Below are 25,581 nucleotides of genomic sequence, written 5' to 3' on the forward strand. Positions count from 1 at the left end.
GTGAGCCGTTCGGCGCGCCCTGGGGGCGCGCGCCGCACGAAGGGCCCGTCGGCCCGGCACCGCCCGCTGGGTGCGCGGTGCCGGGTGGCGGGCCCGTCGTCGTGCTCCGCGTCAGCGCAGCCAGCCGCGCCGCTTGATGTACGCGAGCGGGATGACGGCGGCGACGAGCGTGAGCAGGACGGTCAGCGTGAACCCGTACGGCCGGTCGAGCTCGGGCATGTGCGTGAAGTTCATGCCGTAGAACGACGCGATGAGCGTCGGCGGCAGGAACACGGCCGTGATGATGGTGAAGACCTTGACGATCTGCGCCTGCTTGACGTCGAGCGACGTCATGATCGCCTGCTGGAGGTAGCGCACCTTGTCGTGCTCGAACCCCGCGTGCTGCTTCACGCCGTCGACGTCCGCGACGAGCGTCTCGACGAGGCCCGCGAGCACCGGGTCCGAGTCCGCGATCTCGCTGCGCAGGTGCCGTGCGGCGCGCGCGAGCGAGAGCTGCGACTCCTGCGCGCGCGACACGATCTCCTCGGCCCGGTTCATGCGCGTGATGGTGTCCTGCATGTCCCGCACGCCGATCTCGCGCCCGCGCGCGTCGACCCCGCGCGTCGCCTCGTCGATCTCGTCGCTCATGTCCTCGAGGAGGTCGCTCGCGAGCGCGACGACGCGGTCCGCCGCCTCGTTGAGCGCGTAGAGCAGCGCGTACGCGACGCCGTAGGACGAGCGGATGAGCCACGGCGTGCGCCGCATGCGCGCGATCGCCTTGTCGAACACGGGGTAGTGGCGCTGAGGCTGCGCGGTGACGACGACGTCGGGCGACAGCGCGAGGACGACCTGCTCGTGGACCACGCGGTCGCCGTCGCGCCGCGTCGCGGTCACGGGGAGGTACACGTGCGCGTCGGTCTCCCACACCCGGGCTCCGGCCGCCGCGAAGTCGACGCCGTGCTCGGCGGCGCGGGCCTCGGCCTCGGCGTCGCCCGCCGCGACCTGCACCCAGCGGGAGCGCAGGACGCGGGGGTCGAAGCGCGGGCCCGCGTCGGGGGCGCGCAGGTCGAGGCCACCGCGCGCGGGAGCCGGGAGCGCGCGGGCCTCGGGCATCGTGGCCGTCATCGCGCACCTCCCGCCGTGACGTGCGCGAGCAGCAGCGCGACGCAGATGAACAGGTAGAGCCCGACGGTGAACGAGATCGACTGCCGTTCGAGGTCGGGCCGGCGGGCGCGGCGCCGGTCGTCGCGCGCGGCGCGCACGGAGGGGCGCACGGTCGGGCGCACGGTCGGGCGCGCGGTGCGGGTCGGGGTCGTGGTGGCACGGGGACGCTGGGTCATGAGGGTCGTCCTTTCCTGCGGGCGGACGGCACCGTCGCGGCCAGGGGTGGTGGCGCGGGCGCGTCCGAGGGGAGGGTCCGGCGGCGCGCCGAGCGGCGCGCGCGGAGCGCACTGGCGACCTCCCCGCGCGGGACGACCGATCCGGTCTCGCCGGCCCCGGCGTCAGGCGACGGGACGAGGGCCACGGGGGGTGAGCGCACAGTGCACGGCTCTATGACTGCTGCCGTCGGGCATGGGGCTCACCTCGCTCTCGTGGCGGCGGCGACCCTGCGGGTGCCGCGTCCGGGCCGGGGCGCACGACGACCGTGGCCACGGCGGGGATCGGGGTCAGGCTAGCCCTCGCACGGTGCCGGGGCAAGCGTCCTCGGCGGGTCGTCGTCCCAGGTGGCGGTCGTGTGACGACCGGGAAACGATGGGGTGATCCCTCGTTTACGGAGGGTTGTTAACATTTCATCCGGTCGACGGGCGACGAAGCCCCCGGACGGAGGGTCCCGACATGTCAGAACAGCACGACTACGTGGTTCCCGAGCCCGTCCGTCGCGCGGACACACGGTCCGCGCGGCGGCTCGAGCGGCTGTCCTCCCGCGCGCAGGAGGTCGACCGCGCGATCGCGGCCGTGAGCGAGGGCAAGGGTGCGCTCGTGTGGACCGCGGAGCGCGGCATGGGCGCGAGCGCGACCCTCGAGCTCGTGTGCGAGGCCGTCGCGAACCACGCCTTCGCGCGCCCCGCGCTGATGCTGCGCTGCCGCCCGCCCGTGGGTGCGCCCGCACCGGGCTCGGCGGTCGTCTCGATCGTCTCCCAGGTGTCCCAGCTCGCGGGCGGCGTCGTGCCCGACCGCCTCACGCTCGTGCTCGAGCCGGTCGACCCCGGCTTCGGGTACCTGCCGGAGGCCGCCGCGGTCGCGCTCGCCGAGCTCCTCGTCGAGGCGTCCGACGGCGCCACGGTCGTGCTCGTCGCCGACGACCTCCACCTGCAGGACGACCTCAGCCGGTCCGTCCTCGCGTGCCTCGTCGGGCAGCGGCACGCCCCCGTCGTCCTGCTCGGCACGGCGCCCGCGGGCACGCTCGACCCCACGTCGTGCCCGTTCGAGCTGCGTGCCGTCCCCCCGCTCGCGCCGGCCGACGCCCTGCACCTGCTGCTCGTGGAGCGTCGCCTCGCCGTCGCCCCGCACGTCGCGGCGCGCCTCGCCGAGCTCCTCGGCGGCAATGCCGCGGCCCTCACGCAGACCGCCGCGCTGCTCACGCCCGAGCAGCTCTCGGGCGGGTCGATCCTCCCGGACCCGCTGCCCGTCGTGCCGGCCGTGCGAGCGCTGTTCGCCGACCGGCTCGCGGCCCTCAGCGAGGCGGAGCGCCACGCGCTGCTCGTCGCCGCCGTCGCGGTCGTGGACCGCACCGAGCTGCTGCTGTCCGCGACGGGGCTCGCGATGGAGGAGGTCCTCGACGGGCCGCTCGCCGAGCACCTCGCGCTCGTGGGCGGGCGCTTCGCGTTCGTGGACCCGCGCATGCGCTCGCTCGTGCACGCCGACGCGCGGCTCGCGGAGCGGACCGCGGCGCACGTGGCCCTCGCCGCGGCGCACCGGCGCGCGGGGGAGGACGACGTCGCGGTGTGGCACTCCGCGCTCGCGACGCTCGCGGGCGACCCCGAGCTCGTCCCCGGCCTGCTGCGCATCGCGCGCCGGCACCTCGACCGCGGCGACGTCGTGTGGGCGCACGAGGTCGCGCGCGAGGCCGCGAGCCAGGCCGCGACCGAGCACCGGGCCGAGGCGTTCGCGATCGCGGGCGTCGCGGCCCTGCGCTCCGGCCACGTCCAGGACGCGGCGGACTGGCTGCGCAAGGCGTCGCGCAGCGGGGACGACGCGCTGCGCGCACGGACGCTCGGGCCGCTCGTCGCGGCGCTCACCCTCGCCGAGGGCCAGGTGCCCGACGACGTCCTGTCCCCGTACCTGCGCGGCGGACAGCCGGACGACCTCGAGCCGGATGCCGTCCGCGGCGTCGTCACGGGCGTGCTCTACGCCGCGCGCCTGCACGCGGAGCGGGGCGACGGCGTGAGCACGTCCCAGCTCCTCGACACCGCGGCGTTCCTCGCGTCGTGGTGCGACGACGACGAGACCGCCGCAGGCCTCGCGCTCGCGCGGTCGTGGGCCGCGGTGTTCGGGGTGGGGGACCGGGGCGTCGGCCCGGACGTCGACCTCGGGCCCGACCACGAGGCGTCGGTGCAGGTGACGCGCGCGCTGGCGCTCGCGGCGGACGACCGCCTGGAGGACGCGGCCCAGACGCTCGCGAGCGTGGTCGCGTCGCTCGCGCCCGTGCGCGACGGCGGCCGCTGGTTCGACGGCCCCGAGGAGACGCTCACCCCGCTCGCCGAGGCGCACGTGCGGCTCGCGCAGGTGCTCGTGCACCTCTGGCGCGGCACGCTGACGCGCGCCGCCGACGAGCTCGCCGAGGCCGCGTTCCGGCTCCCGCTCGGGCTGCCGTTCGCCGGGCTGGGCGTCGCGGCGGCGCGCCGGCTCGACATGATGACCCGCGGCGCCGTCGGACCTGTCGCGACAGCCCTGGAGGAGACGTGCGCGAGCCCCACGTCGCGACCCGTCCGCCTCGGGCTGCTCGTCGACCGGGCGATGGGCGCGGCGTTCGCGCACCACGTGACGCAAGCGGCGACCCTGCTCGAGCTCGCGGCGGAGCGGGAGCGCCCGGACAGCGCGCGCATGCTCCCGCTGCCGGGCCTCGACGACGTCGAGGCGTGGGTGGTCGCGGGCCGGCACGACGCGGCGCAGCGCGCCCTGTCGCGGCGGAGGGTCGACGCGAAGGAGCTCCCGCCGTCGCTGCGGTCCGCGACGCTCGTCCGGGCCGAGGTGTCGCTCGCCGCGCCCGAGGACCTGGCCACGCCGCTCGAGCGCGCGACGCGCGTCAACCGCACGACGGCGTCCCCGTACGAGCACGCGCGTACCGACCTGTGCGCCGCGCGGGCGCTCGTGCGCGCGGGCGAGCTGCAGCGCGCGCACGGGCTGTTCCTCTCCGCGATCGAGCTGTTCGACGACGCCGGGGCCGACGCGTGGACGACGATCGCGCGCGAGGAGCACGCGGAGGTCGTGCGCGGCCTCGGCGGGTCGGTGACCGACGTCGTCGCCGACCCTCTCGCGACGCCGGCCGGGCCGCTCGGCGCTGGGGCGGTGCCCTCGACGTGGGCCGCGCGGTCCGCGGCCCAGCACCCGGGTCTGCCGGGCGCGCTCGGGGGTGGCCGGCACGGCGTCGAGCCCGCCGTCGCGCCCCGGCCCGCGGCGCCGGACGCGTGCCGGCTCGCGGTGCGCGAGAGCGACGTCTCCGACGAGGCGCTCGCCGAGCTCCGCGGGCGCTGGGCCGACGAGCTCACCGAGCGCGAGCTCGACGTCGCGCTCCTCGTCGTCCAGGGCGCGTCGAACCGGGAGGCGGCGGACCAGCTCTACCTGTCGGTCCGCACGGTCGAGGTCCACCTCGGGCGCGTGTTCCGCAAGCTGGGCGTGCGGTCGCGGGTCGAGCTCACGGTGCTCGCCCACCGCGTCGGCCGGTGAGGGAGGACCGCACCGCCGCTCGGGTCGCCACGTAGCGACCGGGGTCAGCGCTCGCGGCTTCGACCGCTTTGTCATTCTTCGGGAGTGTTTGTCCTACGGGAGAACCCGTACGTCGCCGGTAAGTTCATACCGTGAACAATGTGGGAAGCGCGGATCACGCGGGCCCCTGCGGATCACTACCTTCGGGATGACCCGAGGGCGACGGCGACTCCGGACGGCGGCGTCGTGGCCCACAGCACGAGCAACGAGGCAGGACCCATGGACGTGTCCCTGTTCACCCGACGACCCCGCACGGGGCGCCGACGCACCCCGCGCGTCGCGGCCCTCGCGACCGCGACGGCTCTCGTCGCGACCCTCCTCGCGGGCGTCGCGCCGGCCCAGGCCGACGAGACCGCCCCGACGACCGTCTCCCACCCGGGGGACAGCGACGTCAACGGCTACCGCAACGTCGGCTACTTCACGCAGTGGGGCGTGTACGGCCGCGGGTTCCAGCTGAAGAAGCTGCAGGACTCCGGCGCCGCGCAGGACCTCACCCACATCAACTACTCGTTCGGCAACATCCACTACCAGGACCTCACCTGCTTCATCGCGAACAAGGCGCAGGGGACCGGGCCGAACGGCTCCGACGGCGCCGGCGACGCCTGGGCCGACTTCGGCATGGGCTACACCGCCGCGAACTCCGTCGCGGGCGTCGCGGACGCGTGGGACCAGCCCCTCGCCGGGTCGTTCAACCAGCTCAAGCAGCTCAAGGCGAAGAACCCGCACCTGCGGGCGCTGATCTCGATCGGCGGCTGGACCTGGTCCAAGAACTTCTCCCGGGCCGCCGCGACGGAGGCCTCGCGCGAGAAGTTCGTGCGGTCGTGCATCGACATCTACATCAAGGGCAACCTGCCCGTGATCGACGGCCGCGGCGGCCCCGGTGCGGCGGCCGGCGTGTTCGACGGCATCGACATCGACTGGGAGTGGCCCGGCACGAACAGCGGTGAGGTCGGCAACCACGTCGACGTCGAGAACGACGCGCGCAACTTCAAGCTGCTCCTCGAGGAGTTCCGCGAGCAGCTCGACGCGTACGGCGCGCAGACCGGCAAGCACTACCTCCTGTCCGCGTTCCTGCCCGCGAACCCCGAGGACATCGCCGCCGGCGGCTGGAACGACCCGGAGATCTTCGAGTACCTCGACTACGGCAACGTCCAGGGCTACGACCTCCACGGCGCGTGGGACCCGGCGCTCGCCGGCCACCAGGGCAACCTGTACGACGACCCGGCGGACCCGCGCGCGGCGCACCGGCAGTTCAGCGTGGACAAGGCCGTCCAGGAGTACCTCGGCGCCGGGATCGACCCGTCGCAGCTCGGCGTCGGCCTCGCGATGTACGGCCGCGGCTGGAAGGGCGTCGGCTCGTCCCAGCCCTGGTCCGCGGCGAACGGCGCCGCCCCCGGCACCTGGGAGGCGGGCAACGAGGACTACGACAAGCTCCGCACGCGCGGCCAGGACTACTACGACCCGGCGACGGTCTCGGCGTGGCGGTACGACGGCGACCAGTGGTGGAGCTACGACAACGCGCAGTCGGTGACGGCCAAGGCGCACTACGTCGACGAGCTCGGCCTCGGCGGCGGCATGTGGTGGGACCTCTCGGGCAACCACGACGGCTCGCTGCTCGGCACGTTCACCGACACCCTCCGCTCGCTCCCGACCGGCCCGGTCGACGGCACCGACGGCCCGTCCGACCCGACGGACCCGACGGACCCGACGGACCCGACCGACCCGACCGACCCCACGGACCCCACGGACCCGACCGACCCGGGTGAGTGCACCGCGGCCGCGTGGTCCGCGTCCGCCGTCTACACCGGCGGGGCGACCGTGTCCCACCAGGGCAAGGAGTACCGCGCCAAGTGGTGGACCCAGGGCGACGTCCCCACGGCCGGCGGCCCGTGGGAGCTCACCGGGGCGTGCAGCGGCGACCCGACGGACCCGACGGACCCGACCGACCCGACGGACCCGACCGACCCGACGGACCCGGGTGAGTGCACCGCGGCCGCGTGGTCCCCGACGGCCGTCTACACCGGCGGCGCGACGGTCTCCTACCAGGGCCAGACGTACCGCGCGAAGTGGTGGACGCAGAACAACGTCCCGGGCGCGGAGCAGTACGGCCCCTGGGAGTCGCTGGGCGCCTGCTGACGCCCACCCCCGACGGGGCCCCGGGGCCCCCCCCCCCCCCCCCCCCCCGGGGGGGGGGGCCCCCCCCCCGCCCCCCCCCGCCGAGCGGGGCTCGCCCCCGACGAGACGACGCGGTCCGCGTGCACCCGCCCCGTGCCCGCTCCTCCTGCGTCGCGGCGCACCGCCCGCGCCCGTCGCCGCGGCGGGCCCCGCTCCGCCGTGCTCGCCCGTGGTCGCACCGGGCGGGCACCCTCCGACGCGACGCCGACCGGCGTCGTCCGCAGCACCATCCCCAGCAGAACGAGGTACCCCATGCGGTTGTCCCTGACACCCCGGACGCGATCCCCGCGCGTCTCCGGAGCCCGACCCCAGGTCGTCGCGGCCGTGACGACGCTCGCCCTGCTCGCGACCGGCCTCGCCGGCGCGGCCGCCGCGCAGGCGGCGCCGCCCGTCGCCGCCGCAGCGACGACGGCGTGCGCGGACCCCTGGTCCCCGACGCCCGCGTACACGGGCGGCGCGACCGTCTCCTACGACGGGCAGAACTACCGGGCCAAGTGGTGGACGCAGAACAACGTCCCGGGCACGGAGCAGTACGGGCCCTGGGAGTCGCTCGGCGCGTGCGGCGACGGGCCGACCGACCCGACCGACCCCACGGACCCGACCGACCCGACGGACCCGACGGACCCGACGGACCCGACCGACCCGACCGACCCCACGGACCCCACGGACCCGACGGACCCCACGGACCCGACCGACCCGACCGACCCGACCGACCCGACGGCGAACCCGGACGAGAAGTGCCGGCCTGACGGCATGGTCCCGACCCCGGGCGTGCACACGCCGTACTGCGACGTCTACGACGAGAACGGTCGCGAGAAGCTCCCGAACGGCCTCGACCGCCGCGTGATCGGCTACTTCACGAGCTGGCGGACCGGGGCGAACGACCAGCCCCGCTACCTCGCGAGCGACATCCCGTGGGACAAGATCTCGCACATCAACTACGCGTTCGCGCACGTCGACGGGAACGACCGCGTCTCCGTCAACGCGAGCGCGCCGGGCAACGCCGCGACGGACATGACGTGGCCGGGCGTGCCGGGCGCGGAGATGGACCCGACGCTCGACTACACGGGCCACTTCAACCTGCTCGCGAAGTACAAGCAGGCCAACCCCGGGGTGAAGGTCCTCCCGGCGGTGGGCGGCTGGGCCGAGACGGGCGGCTACTTCGACGCGAACGGCGACCGCGTCGCCTCGGGCGGCTTCTACACGATGACGGAGTCGCAGGCCCGGATCGACACCTTCGCCGACTCCGTCGTGGACTTCGTGCGCGAGTACGGGTTCGACGGCATCGACATCGACTACGAGTACCCGACGTCGAACAACCAGGCCGGCAACCCCGACGACTTCCACATCTCCGACGCGCGCCGCGGCCAGCTCTTCGAGGGCTACGTGAACCTCATGCGGACGCTGCGCGAGAAGCTCGACGTCGCGGGCGCCGAGGACGGCGAGTACTACATGCTCACCACGGCGACGCCGTCGTCCGGGTGGCTGCTGCGCGGCATGGAGGTCTACCAGGTCACGCAGTACACCGACTACGTCAACATGATGACGTACGACCTGCACGGCGCCTGGAACGAGTACGTGGGCGGCAACGGCGCGCTGTTCGACGACGGCAAGGACCCCGAGCTCGCTGCGGGCGGCGTCTACGGCGCGTACAAGGGCATCGGGTACCTCAACGGCGACTGGGCGGCGCACTACTTCCGCGGCGCGATGCAGGCCGGCCGCATCAACCTGGGCGTGCCGTTCTACACGCGGGGCTTCCAGAACGTCCAGGGCGGCACGTACGGCATGGGCGGGACCGCGAAGGCGCCCGCCGGGTTCCCGTGCCCGCCCGGGACGAACAACAAGTGCGGGTACGGCGCCGACGGGATCGACAACCTCTGGTACGACTCCGACCCCCAGGGCAACGCGATCCCTGCGGGCGTGAACCCGATCTGGCACGTGCTCAACCTCGAGCAGGGCGTGACGGGCGACTACGTCTCGTCCTACGGCGTGACGGACACGCTGCAGGGCTCGTACGAGCGGCACTTCGACCCGGTGACGAAGAACGAGTGGTGGTGGAACGCGCAGACGCGGACGCTGCTCTCGGGCGACTCGACCGAGGCGATCGCCGCCAAGGCCGACTACGTCGCGGACACGGGCCTCGGCGGCCTGATGATCTGGGAGCTCGCGGGCGACTTCGGCTACGACCCGGCGAAGGGCCAGTACGAGATCGGCAGCACGCTCGTCGACCTCATGCACGAGACGCTCTCGACGACGACGCCCTACGGCGCGACGAAGGCGAACGCCGACCGCCCGATGCCGACGCAGGCGCTCGACCTCGACATCAAGTACACCGAGTTCGCGCTGGGTGACAACAACTACCCGATCGCCCCCAAGGTGGTCTTCACCAACAACGGCGCGCGGGACATCCCGGCCGGCGCGACGATCTCGTTCCAGTACGGCACGACCGACCCGGGCGAGATGAGCGACTGGAGCGGCTTCGGCACCACGGTGATCGCGAAGGGCCACACGGGCGACAACGTGGGGGGCCTCGACGGCGACTTCCACACCGTGCGGTTCACGGTCCCGACCGGCGGCATCCCCGCGGGCGGCTCGATCACGAACCAGCTCAAGTGGTCGATGCCCGTCGCGCAGTTCTCCAACGTGATCGTCACCGTCGACGGCGTGGACTACGCCACGACGTACGACCACCCGCGCGGGGCGACCGTCGTCGACCTGCCCGGCACGGGCGCCACCGGCGGCACCGGCGGCTCGGGCGGCACCGGAGGCACCGGAGGCACCGGTGGCGGCGAGTGCACGGCTCCCGCGTGGGCCGCGGGCGCGGTCTACACGGGCGGCGCCGTCGTGAGCCACGGCGGCCACGTGTGGACGGCCCGGTACTGGACGCAGGGCGACACCCCTGGTGCGTCCGCGTGGGGCCCGTGGGCCGACGGCGGCGCGTGCTGACGCGCGGCCGGCGCCCCTGACCCCTCGGTCACCGAGGCGGCCCGTGGGTACGGGGAACCCCGTACCCACGGGCCGTCATCGTGTGGTTCTCCCGCATCTCGACCAGCCCTCGCGCTCGCTAGCGTGAAGGGGCCGACGAGGACCTCCGCAGCCCTCCCCAGTGGGTTGCGGGGGACCTTCGACCGTGAAAGGCGGTCTCGTGCACGCACGACTCCGAACCCCCTCCTCCCGCACCCCCCGGCCCGCCGCCGCGCTCGTCGCGGCCGCGCTGTGCGCCGGCCTCCTCGCCGGGTGCACGAGCACCCCCGAGGGCGGCTCCGGCCCGGCCACCGCCGACGACCACGGCGCGCACGCCGGGCACGCCGACGACGGCAAGGTCCCCGTGGGGCCGCTCCAGCTCCCCGCGGCCGAGTACTGGTCCGTGCTCCAGCCCGCCGACGGCGTCACGCAGGTGCGAGCCGGCGGGTGCCCCGAGGACGTGGCGTGCCCCAGCTTCGAGATCCTCGCCGGGGCCGCGCTCGACGGCGTCGACCCGGCCGCGGCGCACCTCCCCGACGGTGCCACGTGCCCGGGCGCGGACGCGCTCGCGGCCCGCGCGGTGGGGGAGCCCGTCGAGTCGGACGTCGAGGTCGCGGGCGTCCCGGCGACGCTCGCGCGCTGGACGCTCTCGTGCGTCGACCCGGACGGCGCCGAGGTGCGCACCGTCGAGCAGCTCCAGTGGCACGTGCCGGACGCCCCGGGCGGCGCCGTCCTCGTCGTGGACCGCTGGGCCTTCGAGGGCCTCGGGTCGCGCCTCGCCGCGGGCGCCTGGGCGTCGGCCTGACCGATCTCCCGCACGCAGCACGAAGGCCTCGCACCCTCCGGGGTGCGAGGCCTTCGTCGTGCGCCCGGTGCCACCGGGCGGGTTGTCAGCTCTTGCGCGTGCGCCGCGTCAGCAGCACGATCGCCGCGCCGACGACCGCGAGGCCGGCGGCGATCGCCGCGTACAGCCCGACCGTCGCGCCCGTCGACGCGAGCGACGGGTTCTGGCCCCCCGCGACCGGGTTGTCGACCGGCGTCGTGCCGGGGAAGCAGTTGCTCGTGTCCTGCGGGTACGTCACCGGCACGGTGACCTCCGGGTTCACGGCGAACGTGACGTCCACCGTCCCCGTGGCCCAGCCGTGGGTCGCGGTGTTGATCCACATGTTGTTGACGAGCTCCCAGCCCTCGTCGGCCGGCAGGTCGACGAACCGCTCGGGGTAGGCCCCCGGCCACAGCACGCGCCCGGACAGCGGGAGGTCGGTCATGACCTCGTCCTCGCCGTCAGGGTTGTGCCACGTGAGCGTGGCGGTCGTGTTGGGCGTGCCGGTCACGGAGACGCCGTAGTCGAGGTAGGACACGCCCTCGACGCAGACGGGCGTGAGCACGTCGACCGTGATGGTCGGCTCGCCGCCCGGCGGGTTCGTCGCGCAGTCCGGGGACGACGGCGGGTAGGCCACGACGGTCTCGGCCGACGGGTTCACCTCGAACACCACGGTCACGCCCTCGCGGACCCAGTCGAACTCGTCGCCGACGACCCACTCGCCGTCCACGAGGCTCCAACCGGGCCAGTCGACCGGGTTGCCCTGGTCGTCGACCTCGGCGCCGGGCCACAGGACGCGGCCCGCGAGCGGGAGGCCGGACTGGACGACGTCGTCGCCGTCGGGGTTGACCCACGTGATCGAGAGGGGGTTCTCCTCGTCGTTCTCGTAGCCCTCCGGGAGCTCGAAGACGTAGTCCAGGTAGGGGACGTCGCCGTCGCACACCGGCGAGGCGACGGTGATCTCCGGGACGTAGGTCTCGGTCTCGTCGTCGGCGCTGGCGGAGGTGGCGACGACGGGGACGGTCAGGAGCGCGGCCGCGGCCGTGAGCGCTCCGACGAGCACCGCCCGTCCCGTGGTGCGATGACCCTTCGACGTACGCATGGCTTGTTCACCCGTCTCGGTTCTGGAGTGTGGAGTTCCGATCAGGAGGGAGACCGGAGTGCGGTCCGTGATGCACCGGGCGCAGGACGGGCCGGTGGCACGGGCCGAGCGACTGCCGCCAGAGTAGCGAGGATCACGGCCGAGTTGGACGGTCGTCCGGGTGAATTGCGCGCCACCGCGCCATCGTTATCGGGATGTGATATCGCGGTGCTCGAATACCGATGCCCCGGTCATCCGCACGCGGCCACCGGGACCACCTCGAGACCCGGCGCGGAGACCGTCGGGGTGGTCCACAGGTCGATCGTCCCGGCCGCCCCCGGCACCGCGGGCGCGGGCGACGTGGACGTCACGGTGAAGGCGACCTCGGTGGTCTGCCCGGGCCCGAGCGTGACGGGGAGCGACGCGGCGCGACGGCCGAAGACGTCCGCGACGAGCGCCCCCGTCGGCGCACCGCCGACGCGGACCGTGCCGACCTCGCCGCCGCGCGGCGGGTACAGCACCACGATCGTCCGCACGTCGCCCGGCTCGACGCCGGAGATCCCGCCGCCCGTGACGTACCACGGCAGGCTCGACGCGGCGTCGGCGGGCGCGGTCGAGGTGAGCGTCGCGCGGAACGAGTCGACGCGGCCGCCGTCGGTGCACACCGAGCCCGTGAGGCGGACGTCGGTGTCGAGGTAGTAGCTCATCTTGCCGCCGGTCGCGTCGTTGAGGAACACGCCGACCGACGACGCCGCGCGCTCGCCCGTGTCGAGGTCGCCCGCGAGCACGGTGCCCGCCAGGCGCTCCTGCTCCTGCTCGTGCGCGGACCACACGAGCACCCGGTGCTCCGAGGCGGCGCGCACGAGCGCGTCGCGCGCGACCGTCGGGTCGGCGCCGCCCGCGAGGAAGGTGCCGAGGACGCGCGCGGCGACCGCGGCGAAGAACGCGTCGGTCTCCGGGCCGGCCTCGAGCTGCGCGTAGGAGTCCGACAGCAGGACCTGGACCACGTTGCCCGCGTCGAGCGTCACGCTCCCGGAGCCGGCGGGGACGTCGAGCGGTCCGGTGGCCTCGAGGAGGTACGAGAGCGCGACGGGGTCGGTCGCGACCACGCCGTCGAGCGCCTCACCCTGCACGTCCTCCCACATCGCCGCGGTGAGACGCGCCGTCGTCGGGAAGTCCGGGGTGAGCGGGGTGTCCTGCACGTACCGGGCGACGCGGTCGCTGAAGAGCGCCTCGACCCCGGGATCGAGGGGGAGCACGTCCTCGGCGAACGGCGGCACGTCCCCCGTCGAGGCCTGCCGCTCCAGCGTGACGCGGCCGCCGTCCGTCGTGACCACGGCGAGCGCGCCGGGGATGCCGCCGCCCGCGCGGAGCTCGGCGCTGTTGAGGGCGACCACGAGGTACCGGCGCGGGCCCTCGGCACCGAGCATGGCGGGGCCGAGCGCCGTGATGCGGTCCGCCGTGCGGACCACGGGCCGCAGGTCGTCCGCGCGTGCGACGAGCGTCGCGTACGGCTCGGCGATCTCCGCGTGCAGGGCGTCCGGGTCGACGGCGGCCAGGCGGTCGTCGATGTCGTCGAACGCGTCCGCGGCGCGCGCCATCGCGGGCGCCGCCTCGACGAGCGGGCCGAGGTCCACGCCCTCGGACGTCACCGTGAGGCTGTCGCCCTCCACCGCGCCGAGCGCCTGCGTGAGCGACGGCAGGACGACGGCCGCGAGGTCGTCCACGGTCGCGGCCGCCGCGGAGAACGCCCGCACGTCCTGCCCGTAGACGGGCAGGTGCGCGGCGAGCGACCACAGCGGGCCGTCCGTGCTCGCCCGTGCCTGCGCGGTGAGGGGCTGGACCCGGGCGAGGGCGGCGTCCGCCGCCTCGGTGTCCCCCGCGCGCAGCGCGTCCTCCGCCGCGGGCACCTCGTCGAGCGCGCGCGTGAGGGCGTCGCGGGCGGCGAGCGCGTCCCGCGCGAGCAGCGCGACGCCGACGACGACGAGCACCGCGAGCCCGATCATCCCCCAGCCCAGCCACGACGCCCAGTGCCGACGCCGACGACGGCCCGTGTGGCGCGGCGGCAGGTCCGTCCTCTCCGTCGTCATGCCCACAGCGTAGGTGTCCGCAGGTGGCAGGATCAGTGCCGCCGCGGGTGACTTTCGGCCGCCGGACCCACCGTGCAAGGAATCCGGCCCCCGCGACACAGAGCGGTTGACAGCCCGCCCCGCCGACGAGGAGCCGCCGTGACGACCGACGAGGGCACCGACGCCGCCGTCCACGACGAGGCCTGGTTCGCCGCGCTCTTCGCCGCGCACGCGACGCCAGTGCACCGCTACTTCCGCCGCCGCCTGCCGAGCGCGGCCGGCGCCGTCGGCCCCGACGCCGAGGACCTCACCGCCGAGGTTCTCGCGACCGCGTGGCGCCGCCGCGACGACGTGCCCGACGGCGCCGAGCTCCCGTGGCTCTACCGCACCGCCGGGTTCGTGCTCGCCAACCACCGGCGCAAGGCCCGCGCCGTGCCCGTCGCCGAGCTGCCCGAGCAGCCGGACGACGGCGCCGACGTCGAGCACGTCGTCGTGCAGGACGACGAGGTGCGGCGCGCGCTCGCCGGGCTGTCGGACCGCGACCGGCGGATCCTGCTCCTGCACGCGTGGGAGGGACTCGGGGGAGACGACCTCGCCGCCGTGCTCGGCACGTCGCGCGGCGGCGCGGACGCCGCGCTGTCCCGCGCGCGGTCGCGCCTGCGCGCCGCATGGGCCGAGCAGGCCGCCGTCGCGCAAGAGCAGGGCGCCTGAGCACACAACAGGGGTAGACCGACCGGCCGCGCCCGCGGCGCGGCCCCTGCGGTACCTGGAGGGCGAGATGACCACCCACACCCCCGAGCAGCCCGACGACGCGGCCCTCGAGCGGCTGCGCGCCGCCGACCCCGCGGCGGGCCTCGACCCGGACACCGAGGCCCTGGAGGCCGCCGTCCGCACGCGCGTCCCCGAGGCGTTCGCCGGCGCGGACGGCACGACGGTGACCCCCGGCGCACCGGCGTCCCCGCCCGCCGGCCCCGGCGCACCCTCTGGCGCACCGGTCGACGAGCTCGCCGAGCGCCGCGCGCGCCGCCGTCGCCGCGCGCCGCTCCAGGTCGCCGCCGCCGTCGCGGGCGTGCTCGTCGTCGGTGCCGGTGGGTACGCGCTCGGCGCCGGCGCCGTCGGAGCCTCGCCCGCGGGGGACACGGCGGAGCTCACGGCGCTCGCACCCATCCAGCTCGGCACCGCGGACGCGCCCGCCGCGGCGGACGGCGCCGGGGCGGAGAGCTTCGCGGGGGACGCGCGGTCGGCGGCCGACGTCGCCTACCCCGGGTACTGGGGCGGCCGCACCGTGTTCCACCAGGACGGGCTCCCCACCGAGGGTGCGAGCGCGTCGGCCTGGGCCTACGACGCGGCCGGCGTGTTCTCGCCCGAGACGCTGCTCCGCGTCGCGGACGCCCTCGGCGTCGACGGCGAGGTGCGCGAGGACTACGGGTCGCTCTCCGCCGGGTCGGCCGACTGGACCGGGCCCACGGTCTCGCTCCAGCCCGACGGCCTCGCGAGCGTCAGCTTCAACGACCCGACCAAGGACCCGTGGGGCTGCGTCGTCGTGTCGCCCGCGCCGACGGACGGCGACGGCGGGGGCGAGAGCGTCGAGCCCGGCGTGTGCGAGGAGGCCGACCACGGCGCCCCGCCGAGCGGCGCGGACGCCGTCGAGCAGCTCCGCGACGTGCTCGCCACGCTCGGCCTCGACCCCGCCGGGTACGAGGTCGTCGCCGACGAGCAGGCCCCCGACGTCGAGGCTCCGCGCGCTACCACCGTCACCGCGCACGAGGTCGTCGACGGGCAGCGCACCGGCACGCAGTGGAGCGCGACCTTCTCCGGAGCCGGCCTCGCCTCGCTCTACGGGGCCCTCGCCCCGCGCGTCGAGATCGGCACCTACGACGTCGTGAGCCCCGCCGAGGCCGTCGAGCGGCTCGGCGACCCGCGGTTCGGCGGCGGGGGCATGATCGCGTGGGCGCGCGAGAGCACGCTCGAGCAGATGACCGTCGAGCCCGAGGAGCCCACCGTGCCGCCCACGGTCGGCGAGGGCGCGCGCTTCGCGTGGCCCGTCACGGACGTGACGATCACCGACGCGCGGCTCGGCCTCGCCGTCCAGTACCAGCCCGACGGCGCGGCGGTGCTGCTGCCCGCGTACGAGCTGTCGGACGCCGCGGGCAACGCGTGGTCCGTCGTCGCGGTCGTCGACGAGCAGCTCGACTTCGCGCCCGCGGGCTGAGCAGGCCGCTGCTCGGCGGGGTCCGCGGTCGGTCGCCTGCCGGCGGCGGTCCGGGACGACGACGCCGGGTCTTCCATCCGCCCGCTCGTCCCTCGCGGGCTCCCGCCAGACCCACCACGACCCGGCGTCGTCGTCCCTCCCCGCCGCCTCGTCGTCGCGTCGCCTGTGTCGGGGCGTGGGTGTCGGCGTCCTCGTGGTCGTCGTGCCTCCCCGCCGCCTCGTCGTCGCGTCGCCTGTGTCGGGGCGTGGGTGTCGGCGTCCTCGTGGTCGTCGTGCCTCCCCGCCGCCTCGTCGTCGCGTCGCCTGTGTCGGGGCGTGGGTGTCGGCGTCCTCGTGGTCGTCGTGCCTCCCCGCCGCCTCGTCGTCGCGTCGCCTGTGTCGGGGCGTGGGTGTCGGCGTCCCCCTGGTCGTCCGTGCCTACCCGCTGCCTGTCGTGGGGCCGCCTCGGCAGCGGCGCGAGCCACGTGCGGGTGCGGACGTAGGCTGATCCGGGCGTGTGCTGGTCTTTTGCAGTCTGCAAGCGTCCTGGGCCGCGAAAGTGGGCGTGCTTTTGATTGACCCTCGACAAAAGTGTGACTAGGGTCGCAGCAGACCGGGCGCCACCGGGTCGGAGAGCGTTCACATGCCCTCTCCCGGGTGCGCGGTCCGGCGGTGGCAGGGAGGCCATCGTCGTCGTATCGGCGGCGCCCCGGCGTCCGCCGTCGGAACGGGAGCAACGATGCACCACTTCGCCTCTGACGGCTCGTCAGACCGTCCGGCCCCCGACGCGCGCACGGGGCTCTGGCTCGTCGGCGCCCGCGGCTCGGTCGCGACCACCGCGACGCTCGGGCTCGCCGCCATCGCCGACGGGCGTGCGGCGCCGACGGGGTGCGTCACGGTGTCCGAGCCGTTCGCGTCCGCACCGCTCCCGGCGTTCGGCGACCTCGTCGTGGGGGGACACGACATCTCCGACGTCTCGATGGTCAAGCGCGCCGAGCTGCTCGTCGAGGCCGGGATGATCGCGCCGCGACTGCTCACCACCGCGCACGCCGCGCTCGAGCGCGCGGACGCCGAGGTGCGCCCGGGCTACACCGCGCACCCGGCCGAGGGGTCGCCGCGCGAGTCGCAGCAGGCGGCCGCGGAGCGGCTCGCGCAGGACATCGTGGACTTCCGCGAGCGTCACGGCCTCGCGCGCGTCGTCGTCGTGGACCTCGTCTCGACGGAGCCGCTGCCCGAGCCCGCGCCGGAGCTCTCCGACCTCGGCCTCCTGCGGGCGGCGCTCGCGGACCCGGACCGCGCCGTGCTCCCGCCGAGCTCCGTGACGGCGTACGCCGCGCTCCTCGCGGGCGCCCCGTTCGCCGAGTTCACGCCGTCCGCGAGCATGCACGTGCCGGCGCTCCTCGAGCTCGCCGCGGAGCGCGGCGTGCCCGTCGCGGGCCAGGACGGCAAGACGGGCCAGACGTGGCTGCGCACGATCCTGGCTCCCGCGTTCGCGGCCCGCGGCCTGCGCGTGCTGTCGTGGGCGGGCGCGAACCTGCTCGGCGGCGGCGACGGCGCGACCCTCGCCGACCCGGAGGCCGTGCAGAGCAAGCTCGCGTCGAAGTCGCGCGGGCTGCAGGACCTCACGGGCAGCGACGTCACGCCCCTGCACATCGACAACGTGCCGGACCTCGGCGACATCAAGGTCGCGTGGGACCACGTGCACGTCGAGGGCTTCCTCGGCTCGCGCCTCACGCTCCAGACGACGTGGTCGGCCTACGACTCGATGCTCGCCGCCCCGCTCGTGCTCGACCTGGCCCGTCTCCTCGCGCTCGCCGACGCCGCGGGCTGCGCGGGTCCCGTCGCGGAGCTCGGGTTCTTCTTCAAGGACCCGTGGGGGAGCGACGTGCACGACTTCGCCGCGCAGACCGTCGCCCTCGCCGACTGGGTCCGCGAGGCGAGCGCCCGCGTCGCGTCCGCCGCGACCGAGCGGCCATGACGGGCACGCTCCGCGACCACCTGGACCTCGTCCGCGCTCCCGCGGTCCTCTCGGTGGTCGGTGACACCCTTGCGGGCGCCGCCGCCGCCGGTCACCGGGTCACGCCGCGCCGTGCGCTGCTGCCGTTGGCGTCGGCGTGCCTCTACGCGGGCGGCATGGCGCTCAACGACTACGCGGACCGGGACCTCGACGCGGTGGAGCGGCCCGAGCGGCCGATCCCGTCGGGGCGCGTCACCGAGCAGCGCGCGCTCCAGGTCGCGGTCGGGCTCACGGCCGCCGGGGTGGGGCTCGCCGCGGCGGGCGGGGGCGCGCGCGCCCTCGCGGTGGCCGTGCCGCTCGCCGCGAGCGTGTGGACGTACGACACGGTCGCCAAGGAGCACGCGGCCGGCCCCGTCGTCATGGCGGCGTGCCGCGGGCTCGACGTGCTCATGGGAGCCGGCGTCGGCCGGCTGCGGGCCGCGCTGCCCGCGGCGGCGGGGCTCGCGGTGCACACCGCGGGCGTGACGCTCGTGTCGCGCGGCGAGGTGCACGGTACGACGTCGTCGCTCGCCACGGGCGTCGCCGCCGCGACCGCGGTGGGTGGCGCCGTCGTCGGCGCAGGAGCGCTGCGCCGCGGGCGCGCGAGCGCCGGAGGCGGCCCGGGCGTCGCGACGGCGGTCGCGGGCCTCGCCGCCGCGGCGGCGTACGTCGCGACGGCCCTGCCCCGGCAGGTCGACGCCGCGATCACGCCGTCCGCGGGCAACGCGTTCGCGGCCACGAAGGCCGGGATCCGGGCGATGGTCCCGCTGCAGGCGGCGTGGGCCGCGCGCGGCGGCAGCCTGGTGTCGGTCGCGGCGCTCGCGGGTGTCGAGGTCGCGGGGCGGCTGCTGCGCCGTGCCGGCCGCCGTCCGGGGCGGGCCGAGATGAGCGAGACGTGAGCGCGGGGGCCGGCGGCGCGATGCCGTTCACGCTCGGGTACGGCACCAACGGCTTCACGGACCACCCGCTCGACGTCGCGCTCGACGTGCTCGACCACGAGGGCTACGGCGCGGTCGCGCTCACGCTCGGCTTCCCCCACCTCGACCCGTTCGTCGAGGGGTGGGGCGAGCACGTGGACGCGCTGCGCGCACGCCTCGGGACGCTGCACGGCGGCGCCGGGATGCGGGTCGTCGTCGAGACGGGCACCCGGTTCCTCCTCGACCCGTACCGCAAGCACCGTCCGACCCTCGTGGACGCGGAGGCGGACGCGCGGATGCGGTTCCTGCGGCGCGCGATCGAGATCGCCGCGGCGCTCGACGCGGAGTGCGTCTCGTTCTTCTCGGGCGTGCTGCCCGAGGGCACGTCGCCCGAAGAGGGCTGGGCGCTCCTGCGCGACCGCCTGCCCGAGCTCGTCGAGGAGGCCCGCGCGCTCGGCGTCCGGATCTCGCTGGAGCCCGAGCCGGGGATGCTCGTCGAGACGGTCGGCGACGCGCTGCGCCTGCGCGACGAGCTCGGCGGTCCTGCCGAGCTCGGGATCACGGTCGACGTGGGGCACTGCCTCGTCGTCGAGCCGGACGGCGTGGTCGGCGCGCTGCGCGCCGCGGCGCCGTACCTCGCGAACGTGCAGCTCGACGACATGCCGCGCACGCACCACGAGCACCGCCCGTTCGGCGAGGGCGAGATCGACCTGCCGCTCGTGCTCGCGACGCTCGCCGACGTCGGGTACACGGGCGTCGCGGCCGTCGAGCTGCCCCGCCACTCCTACGACGCCCCGGGGCTCGCGCACCGCAGCATGACAGCGCTGCAGCGCGCCTGGGACGACCGCCCCCACCACCCCCAGGAGGTGCCATGACCGAGACCACCCGCCCCGACGCCCGCCCGGCGGACGGGGCCACGAGCGACGGCGAGCGCTGGCTCGCCGAGGCGCGTGCCGCCGTCGGGCAGGACCCGGCGTCCGTGTCGCGCGCGTTCGCGCTCGCCGGCCGCAAGGTCGGGCGCGCGCCGCTGCGCCCGGACGTCGACCCTGCCGGGATCGTCCACGGGACGGTCGACGACGCGGCGCGGGCCGCGCTCGTCGTCGCGCTCGCCGACGCCCTGGGTGCCGACGGCGACGCGGCGCTCGGCGCGCGTCTCGCGGACCTCTACCAGCACGGCGACACCGCCGAGCGGCGCGGCGTGCTGCGCGGCCTCGACGCGCTCGCCGAGCGCGGCGCGCTCGCGGGCGAGGGGGCGACGTCCGTCGTGGCGGTCGGGCGCGACCTTGCGGCCGACGCGCTGCGGACCAACGACCAGAGCCTCGTCGCGGCGGCCGTCGGGCCGTTCGCGGCCGCGCACCTCGACCAGCACGCGTGGCGTCACGCGGTGCTCAAGCTCGTGTTCATGGGCGTGAGCCTCGACGCCGTCGCCGGGCTCGACGACCGCGCGGACGACGAGCTCGCGCGCATGGCGCGCGACTTCGCCGCCGAGCGCCGCGCCGCGGGCCGCGTCGTGCCCGACGACGTCGCCCGCCTCGCCCCTGACGTCACCACCGGGAGGACCGCCTGATGCGCATCTTCGACCCCCACATCCACATGACCAGCCGGACCACGGACGACTACGAGGCGCTGTACGCCGCGGGCGTGCGCGCGCTCGTGGAGCCGGCGTTCTGGCTCGGCCAGCCGCGCACGAACGTGGGGTCGTTCCTCGACTACTTCGACGCCCTGCTGGGCTGGGAGCGGTTCCGGGCGGCGCAGTTCGGCATCCGGCACCACGCGACGATCGCGCTCAACCCCAAGGAGGCGAACGACGCGCGCTGCCGCGAGGTGCTCGACGAGATCCCGCGCTACCTGCTCAAGGACGGCGTCGTCGCGGTCGGCGAGGTCGGGTACGACTCCATGACGCCCGAGGAGGACGAGGTGTTCGCGCGCCAGCTCCAGATGGCGCGCGACGTGGACCTCCCGGTGCTCGTGCACACCCCGCACCGCGACAAGCTCGCCGGGACGCGCCGCACGCTCGACGTCGTGCGCGAGTCCGGGGTGCCGTCCGAGCACGTGCTCGTCGACCACCTCAACGAGACGAACGTGGCGCTCGTTCTCGACGCCGGGGCGTGGGCCGGGTTCTCCATCTACCCGGACACGAAGATGGACGAGGACCGCATGGTCGCGATCCTCCAGGAGCACGGCACGGACCGGATGATCGTCAACTCCGCGGCGGACTGGGGCCGCTCCGACCCGCTCAAGACCCTCAAGACGGGGCGCGCGATGCTCGCGGCCGGGTTCACCGACGACGACGTGGACAAGGTGCTGTGGCGCAACCCCGTCGAGTTCTACGGCCAGTCCGGCAACCTCGTGCTCGACCCGGTGCCGGGGTTCGTCGAGGGCGACCTGCCGACGCCGGGGGTCGAGTTCGAGGGCTCCTCCGTGCTGCGCGGCGTGCGCGCGTAGGCGGGCGGGCTCCCCATCGTGCTGCTCTCGTACTGCACCAACGTCCACCCGGCCGAGGACCTCGACGGGGTCGTCGACCAGCTCGTCACGTACGCGGGCCCCGTCCGCGAGGCGGCGGGACTCGACGTCCTCGGCGTGGGGCTGTGGATGCCCGCGACGCTCGCGCACCGGCTCGCCGGGTCGCCCGCGGACCGGGCGTGGCTGCGCGCCGTGCTCGACGAGCGGGGCCTGCAGGTCCACACGCTCAACGCGTTCCCCTACGGCGGGTTCCACGCGGACGTCGTCAAGCTCGACGTGTACACGCCCACGTGGGCGCAGCCCGAGCGGCTCGCGTACACGCTCGAGTGCGCCGAGGTCCTGGCCGACCTCCTGCCCGACGGCGTCGCGGGCTCGATCTCGACCCTCCCGCTCGCGTGGCGCGAGCCGTGGTCGCCCGCGGAGGACGAGGCAGCGACGCGCGCGTTCGCCGCGCTCGGCGCGGGGCTGCGGGACCTGCGCGAGCGCACGGGGAAGGTCGTGCGGGTCGCGGTCGAGCCGGAGCCCGGCTGCGTGCTCGACACGGTCGACGACGTCGTGGGCTGGCTCGCGGCGCGCACCGGGCCGGACGTGCCGGACGAGCGGCGGATCGACCCCGAGCACGTGGGCGTGTGCCTCGACACGTGCCACCTCGCCGTGTCCTTCGCGGACCGCCGCGCGGGGACGGCCGCGACGGTGCGCCGCATCACCGACGCGGGCCTGCGCGTCGTCAAGGTCCAGGCGTCGGCGGCGCTGCACGTCGAGGACCCGCTCGACCTGGCCGCGCGCGCCGCCGTCGGCGCGTTCGCCGAGAAGCGCTACATCCACCAGGTGCGCGAGCTCTCGGCGTCGGGCGACCCGCTGGCCGCGGACGACCTGCCGGACGCGCTCGGCGGCGCGCTGCCCGCGGCGGGGCCGTGGCGCGTGCACTTCCACGTGCCGCTGCACCACGAGCCCGCCGCGCCGCTCGCGGCGCCGGTCGAGCTGCTGGGCCTCGAGGGCGTAGCCCTACTCGCGGCACCGCACCGCGGCGCGGCGCCCCACGACCGCGGGACGTTAACCTGGGCCGTGCTGGCCGCGGGCGCCCCGACCGACACGCTCGTCGCCGGCATCGCGGCCGAGCTGCGCTGGGCGACGACCCACCTGCCCACCGGGCACGAGAGCCAGACCACCAGGAGGACCGCATGAAGCCCGTGCTGCTGCTCGACGTCGTCGGGCTCACGTCGACCGCGCTCGCGCACATGCCGCGCCTGCGCCAGCTCGCCGCGAGCGGCTGGCAGGCCGAGCTCGCGACGGTGCTGCCCGCCGTGACGTGCAGCGTCCAGTCGACGATGCTCACGGGGCTCAGCCCCGCCGAGCACGGGATCGTCGGCAACGGGTGGTACTTCCGCGAGCTCGGCGACGTCTACCTGTGGCGTCAGCACAACCGGCTCGTCGAGGGCGAGAAGCTGTGGGAGACCGCGCGCCGCGCGCGGCGCGAGTACTCGTCGGCGAACGTCTGCTGGTGGTACGCGATGGGCATGACGACGGACGTCACGGTCACGCCGCGCCCGATCTACCACGCGGACGGGCGCAAGTCGCCGGACGCGTACGTGCGCCCGCCGGCGCTCCACGACGATCTCGTCGGCCGGTTCGGCGAGTTCCCGCTGTTCACGTACTGGGGCCCGACGGCGGACATCAGCTCGTCGCGCTGGATCGTCGACGCGACGCGCCACGTGCTGCGCACGCACGCACCCGACCTGACGATGGCGTACGTCCCGCACCTCGACTACGACCTGCAGCGCTTCGGCCCGAACGCGCCGCAGGCGGACGCGGCCGCGGCCGAGCTCGACGCGACCCTCGCGCCGCTGCTCGACGACGCGGCGAACCAGGGCGTGACCGTCCTCGTGGTCTCGGAGTACGGCATCGCGGACGTCGACCGGCCCGTGCACCTCAACCGCATCCTGCGCCGCGAGGGCCTGCTCGAGGTCTACGTGCAGGACGGCAAGGAGCAGCTCGACCCGTGGACGTCGCGCGCGTTCGCCGTGGCGGACCACCAGGTCGCGCACGTCTACCTGGGTGACCGGCAGGACCCGGCGCTGCAGCGGCGCGTCGCGGACCTCCTGCGCGGCGTCCCCGGCGTGGACGAGGTGCTCGACCGCGAGGCGCAGGCCCGCTACGGGCTCGACCACGAGCGGTCGGGCGACCTCGTCGTCGTGGCGGAGCCGGGGGCGTGGTTCACGTACTACTTCTGGCTCGACGACGACCGCGCGCCCGAGTACGCGCGCGGCGTCGACATCCACCGCAAGCCGGGCTACGACCCCGCCGAGCTGTTCTTCGACCCGGCGGACCGGCTCGCCAAGGCGAAGGCCGGGCTCAACCTCGTGAAGAAGAAGGTGGGCCTGCGGTACGCGATGAGCACGGTGCCGCTCGACGCGTCGTACGTGAAGGGGTCGCACGGGCGGCTGCCCGACTCCGCGGCCGACACCCCGCTCGTGCTGTGCTCCGACACGGAGGTGCCCGCGTCGGTCGCGGGCGTCGTGGAGAGCGGCGCGGGTCAGGTCCCGGCGGCGGCGGTCAAGGGCCTCGTGCTGGAGCTGCAGGGGCTCGGCGCCCGGGTCTGACGGCGGGCGCGCGGGCCGGTCGCGGCCCGCGCGCTATCGCGCGAGGCGCTCGTCGAGCCAGTCGAACATCCGCTGCTCGACGAGGGCCCGCGCGAGCGGCTCGCAGTGCCCGCTCGCGCCCTCGGCGTCGCTGAACGTCACGAGCGTCGCGCCCGGCACGAGCCCGGCGAGGCGCTCGGACTGGCCGGGCCAGAACTGCTCGTCCTCGGGGCTCGTGACGAGCAGCGGGGTCGTGACCCGGCCCGCGACGTCCGCGACGTCGTAGCGGCGCACCTCGCGCAGCGTCGCGGCGTACCCGCCGACGTCGCCGTAGGGGCGCGCGCGGAACCGCCACGTGCGCGCCGCGTCCTTCGACAGGCGCAGGCCGAGCTTCATGTCGCGGTCGAACGCGTGGTCGTCGCCCGCGTCGAGGTGCGCGAGCAGGCTCTTCGGCAGCTCGCGCTCCCACGAGGCGGCGACGTCGACGACGCCCGGGTCGACGACGGCCGCCGCGGGCCGGTGCTCGAACGCGAGCGCGCGCGTGACCCAGTACCCGGCCTGGCTGATCCCGTACACCGCGACGCGGTCGGGGTCGACGTCGGGGCGCGCCACGACGGCGTCGAGCACCGGTGTGAGGACGGTCTCGAAGTCCGGGCGGAACGGGACCCCCTGCTCGAAGAGCATCGACTGCTGACCGGGCCCGTCGAACACGAGCGCGTGGTAGCCGCGTCGCAGCGCGCCCGCGACGCACGCCGGCCACAGCGACGTGAGCGACCCGTCCGACCCGTTGACGGCGACGACCACGGGCCGCCGTGCCCCGCCGTCGCCCGGGGCGCGGAAGAAGTACCCCGGGAGCGTGGTGCCCTCGTAGGGGAGCGCGACGCGCTCGACGTCGAGGTCCACGAGGTCGACCCAGCGGTCCCAGGCCGCGCGGTGCTTGCGGAACGTCGGCACGAGCACGGCGTCGTCGTCGAGCCCGGCGACGGCGTTCACGGCGACCGCGAGGTACGCCGACGCGCGCAGGTACGCCGACGCGGCGCTCACGCGGTGCCCGCGCGCCGCGCACGCCTCCCCGGTGGCGGCGACACGGTCGCCGAGGGCGTCCCACGCGCGGAACCACGTGCGGTGGTCGGTGCCGACGTCGGCCACGGCCGCCAGGACCTCGCCGACATCCGCCGCGCCGCTCGCGGCGCCGCCGAGGACGGTGCGGATCTCGAAGTCGTGGTCGGCGTCCTTCGAGAAGCGCCCGGTGAGGACGCTCCGGTGCCTGCGGTGTCCGGGCATGCGGGCCCCCTGCCTTCGCGCGCGGGTCGGGACGAGACCAGCCCAGGCTAGGAGCCTCTCGCGCGGAGCGCGCGGCGAGCGCCGGTGCCGGGACGCACGACGGCGCCCGGTCCGTGCGGACCGGGCGCCGTCGT

Annotated in this window: 18 protein-coding genes; 13 read left to right on the plus strand and 5 right to left on the minus strand. The window is 75.5% G+C overall.

Annotated features, from left to right (window positions below; all coding sequences use genetic code 11):
* Positions 1 to 111: 111 nt before the first annotated feature.
* Both GYH36_RS03420 and GYH36_RS03425 read right to left on the minus strand, forming a co-directional pair.
* Positions 112 to 1,104, minus strand: coding sequence for a CorA family divalent cation transporter (locus GYH36_RS03420; RefSeq protein ID WP_162289108.1), 993 nt, complete (start codon positions 1,102 to 1,104; stop codon positions 112 to 114).
* On the minus strand, positions 1,101 to 1,319 hold the full coding sequence (locus GYH36_RS03425) for a hypothetical protein (protein ID WP_024842277.1): 219 nt from the start codon (positions 1,317 to 1,319) through the stop codon (positions 1,101 to 1,103). The genes GYH36_RS03420 and GYH36_RS03425 overlap by 4 nt, the downstream gene beginning before the upstream one ends.
* Before the next feature lie 496 nt (positions 1,320 to 1,815).
* Between GYH36_RS03425 and GYH36_RS03430 the strand changes: the two genes are divergently transcribed.
* The 4 genes from GYH36_RS03430 (at position 1,816) to GYH36_RS03450 (ending at position 10,849) form a co-directional block, all read left to right on the plus strand.
* Positions 1,816 to 4,866 carry a helix-turn-helix transcriptional regulator gene (locus tag GYH36_RS03430; RefSeq protein WP_162289109.1) on the plus strand — a complete coding sequence of 1,017 codons (3,051 nt, stop codon included), beginning with the start codon at positions 1,816 to 1,818 and terminating at the stop codon, positions 4,864 to 4,866.
* A gap of 225 nt (positions 4,867 to 5,091) precedes the next feature.
* Positions 5,092 to 7,041, plus strand: a complete 1,950-nt coding sequence (locus tag GYH36_RS03435; RefSeq protein WP_312028485.1) for a glycosyl hydrolase family 18 protein — start codon at positions 5,092 to 5,094, stop codon at positions 7,039 to 7,041.
* A 363-nt stretch (positions 7,042 to 7,404) separates the two neighbouring features.
* Positions 7,405 to 10,026: a glycosyl hydrolase family 18 protein gene (locus GYH36_RS03445; RefSeq protein ID WP_216859230.1), complete on the plus strand. Its 2,622-nt coding sequence runs from the start codon at positions 7,405 to 7,407 to the stop codon at positions 10,024 to 10,026.
* 199 nt (positions 10,027 to 10,225) lie between these two features.
* Positions 10,226 to 10,849, plus strand: coding sequence for a hypothetical protein (locus GYH36_RS03450; protein WP_162289111.1), 624 nt, complete (start codon positions 10,226 to 10,228; stop codon positions 10,847 to 10,849).
* 85 nt (positions 10,850 to 10,934) lie between these two features.
* On the opposite strand, the gene GYH36_RS03455 is transcribed toward GYH36_RS03450, so the two are convergent.
* Both GYH36_RS03455 and GYH36_RS03460 read right to left on the minus strand, forming a co-directional pair.
* Positions 10,935 to 11,969 (minus strand): hypothetical protein, encoded by a 1,035-nt coding sequence (locus GYH36_RS03455; RefSeq protein WP_151192105.1) that lies wholly within the window; start codon positions 11,967 to 11,969, stop codon positions 10,935 to 10,937.
* A gap of 230 nt (positions 11,970 to 12,199) precedes the next feature.
* Positions 12,200 to 14,038, minus strand: a complete 1,839-nt coding sequence (locus tag GYH36_RS03460; RefSeq protein WP_162289112.1) for a DUF4012 domain-containing protein — start codon at positions 14,036 to 14,038, stop codon at positions 12,200 to 12,202.
* Positions 14,039 to 14,176: 138 nt separating this feature from the next.
* Between GYH36_RS03460 and GYH36_RS03465 the strand changes: the two genes are divergently transcribed.
* The 9 genes from GYH36_RS03465 to GYH36_RS03500 all read left to right on the plus strand — a co-directional run bounded on the left by GYH36_RS03465 (position 14,177) and on the right by GYH36_RS03500 (position 24,184).
* Complete coding sequence (locus tag GYH36_RS03465) at positions 14,177 to 14,728, plus strand: RNA polymerase sigma factor (protein WP_024842043.1); 552 nt, start codon at positions 14,177 to 14,179, stop codon at positions 14,726 to 14,728.
* 67 nt (positions 14,729 to 14,795) lie between these two features.
* On the plus strand, positions 14,796 to 16,229 hold the full coding sequence (locus tag GYH36_RS03470) for a hypothetical protein (protein ID WP_162289113.1): 1,434 nt from the start codon (positions 14,796 to 14,798) through the stop codon (positions 16,227 to 16,229).
* A gap of 718 nt (positions 16,230 to 16,947) precedes the next feature.
* Complete coding sequence (locus GYH36_RS03475) at positions 16,948 to 18,186, plus strand: inositol-3-phosphate synthase (protein ID WP_024842045.1); 1,239 nt, start codon at positions 16,948 to 16,950, stop codon at positions 18,184 to 18,186.
* Positions 18,183 to 19,103, plus strand: a complete 921-nt coding sequence (locus GYH36_RS03480; protein ID WP_024842046.1) for an SCO3242 family prenyltransferase — start codon at positions 18,183 to 18,185, stop codon at positions 19,101 to 19,103. Before GYH36_RS03475 ends, GYH36_RS03480 begins: the two co-directional genes overlap by 4 nt.
* Positions 19,100 to 19,996 carry a sugar phosphate isomerase/epimerase family protein gene (locus GYH36_RS19215; protein WP_231492919.1) on the plus strand — a complete coding sequence of 299 codons (897 nt, stop codon included), beginning with the start codon at positions 19,100 to 19,102 and terminating at the stop codon, positions 19,994 to 19,996. Before GYH36_RS03480 ends, GYH36_RS19215 begins: the two co-directional genes overlap by 4 nt.
* A complete protein-coding gene (locus tag GYH36_RS19220) occupies positions 19,993 to 20,688 on the plus strand; it encodes an EboA domain-containing protein (RefSeq protein WP_034605429.1) in 696 nt (231 codons plus the stop codon). Before GYH36_RS19215 ends, GYH36_RS19220 begins: the two co-directional genes overlap by 4 nt.
* The gene (locus GYH36_RS03490; protein WP_024842047.1) at positions 20,688 to 21,566 is read left to right on the plus strand and encodes a TatD family hydrolase; all 879 of its coding nucleotides are present in this window, start codon (positions 20,688 to 20,690) and stop codon (positions 21,564 to 21,566) included. The genes GYH36_RS19220 and GYH36_RS03490 overlap by 1 nt, the downstream gene beginning before the upstream one ends.
* 18 nt (positions 21,567 to 21,584) lie before the next feature.
* Positions 21,585 to 22,769, plus strand: a complete 1,185-nt coding sequence (gene eboE, locus GYH36_RS03495; protein ID WP_312028486.1) for a metabolite traffic protein EboE — start codon at positions 21,585 to 21,587, stop codon at positions 22,767 to 22,769.
* Positions 22,766 to 24,184, plus strand: a complete 1,419-nt coding sequence (locus GYH36_RS03500; protein ID WP_162289114.1) for an alkaline phosphatase family protein — start codon at positions 22,766 to 22,768, stop codon at positions 24,182 to 24,184. Before eboE ends, GYH36_RS03500 begins: the two co-directional genes overlap by 4 nt.
* 33 nt (positions 24,185 to 24,217) lie before the next feature.
* Here GYH36_RS03500 and GYH36_RS03505 read toward each other — a convergent pair whose 3' ends face one another.
* Positions 24,218 to 25,447, minus strand: a complete 1,230-nt coding sequence (locus GYH36_RS03505) for an alpha/beta hydrolase family protein (RefSeq protein WP_162289115.1) — start codon at positions 25,445 to 25,447, stop codon at positions 24,218 to 24,220.
* Positions 25,448 to 25,581 lie beyond the last annotated feature (134 nt).

The organism is Cellulosimicrobium composti (genome assembly GCF_010287905.1).
Classification (GTDB): Bacteria; Actinomycetota; Actinomycetes; order Actinomycetales; family Cellulomonadaceae; genus Cellulosimicrobium; species Cellulosimicrobium composti.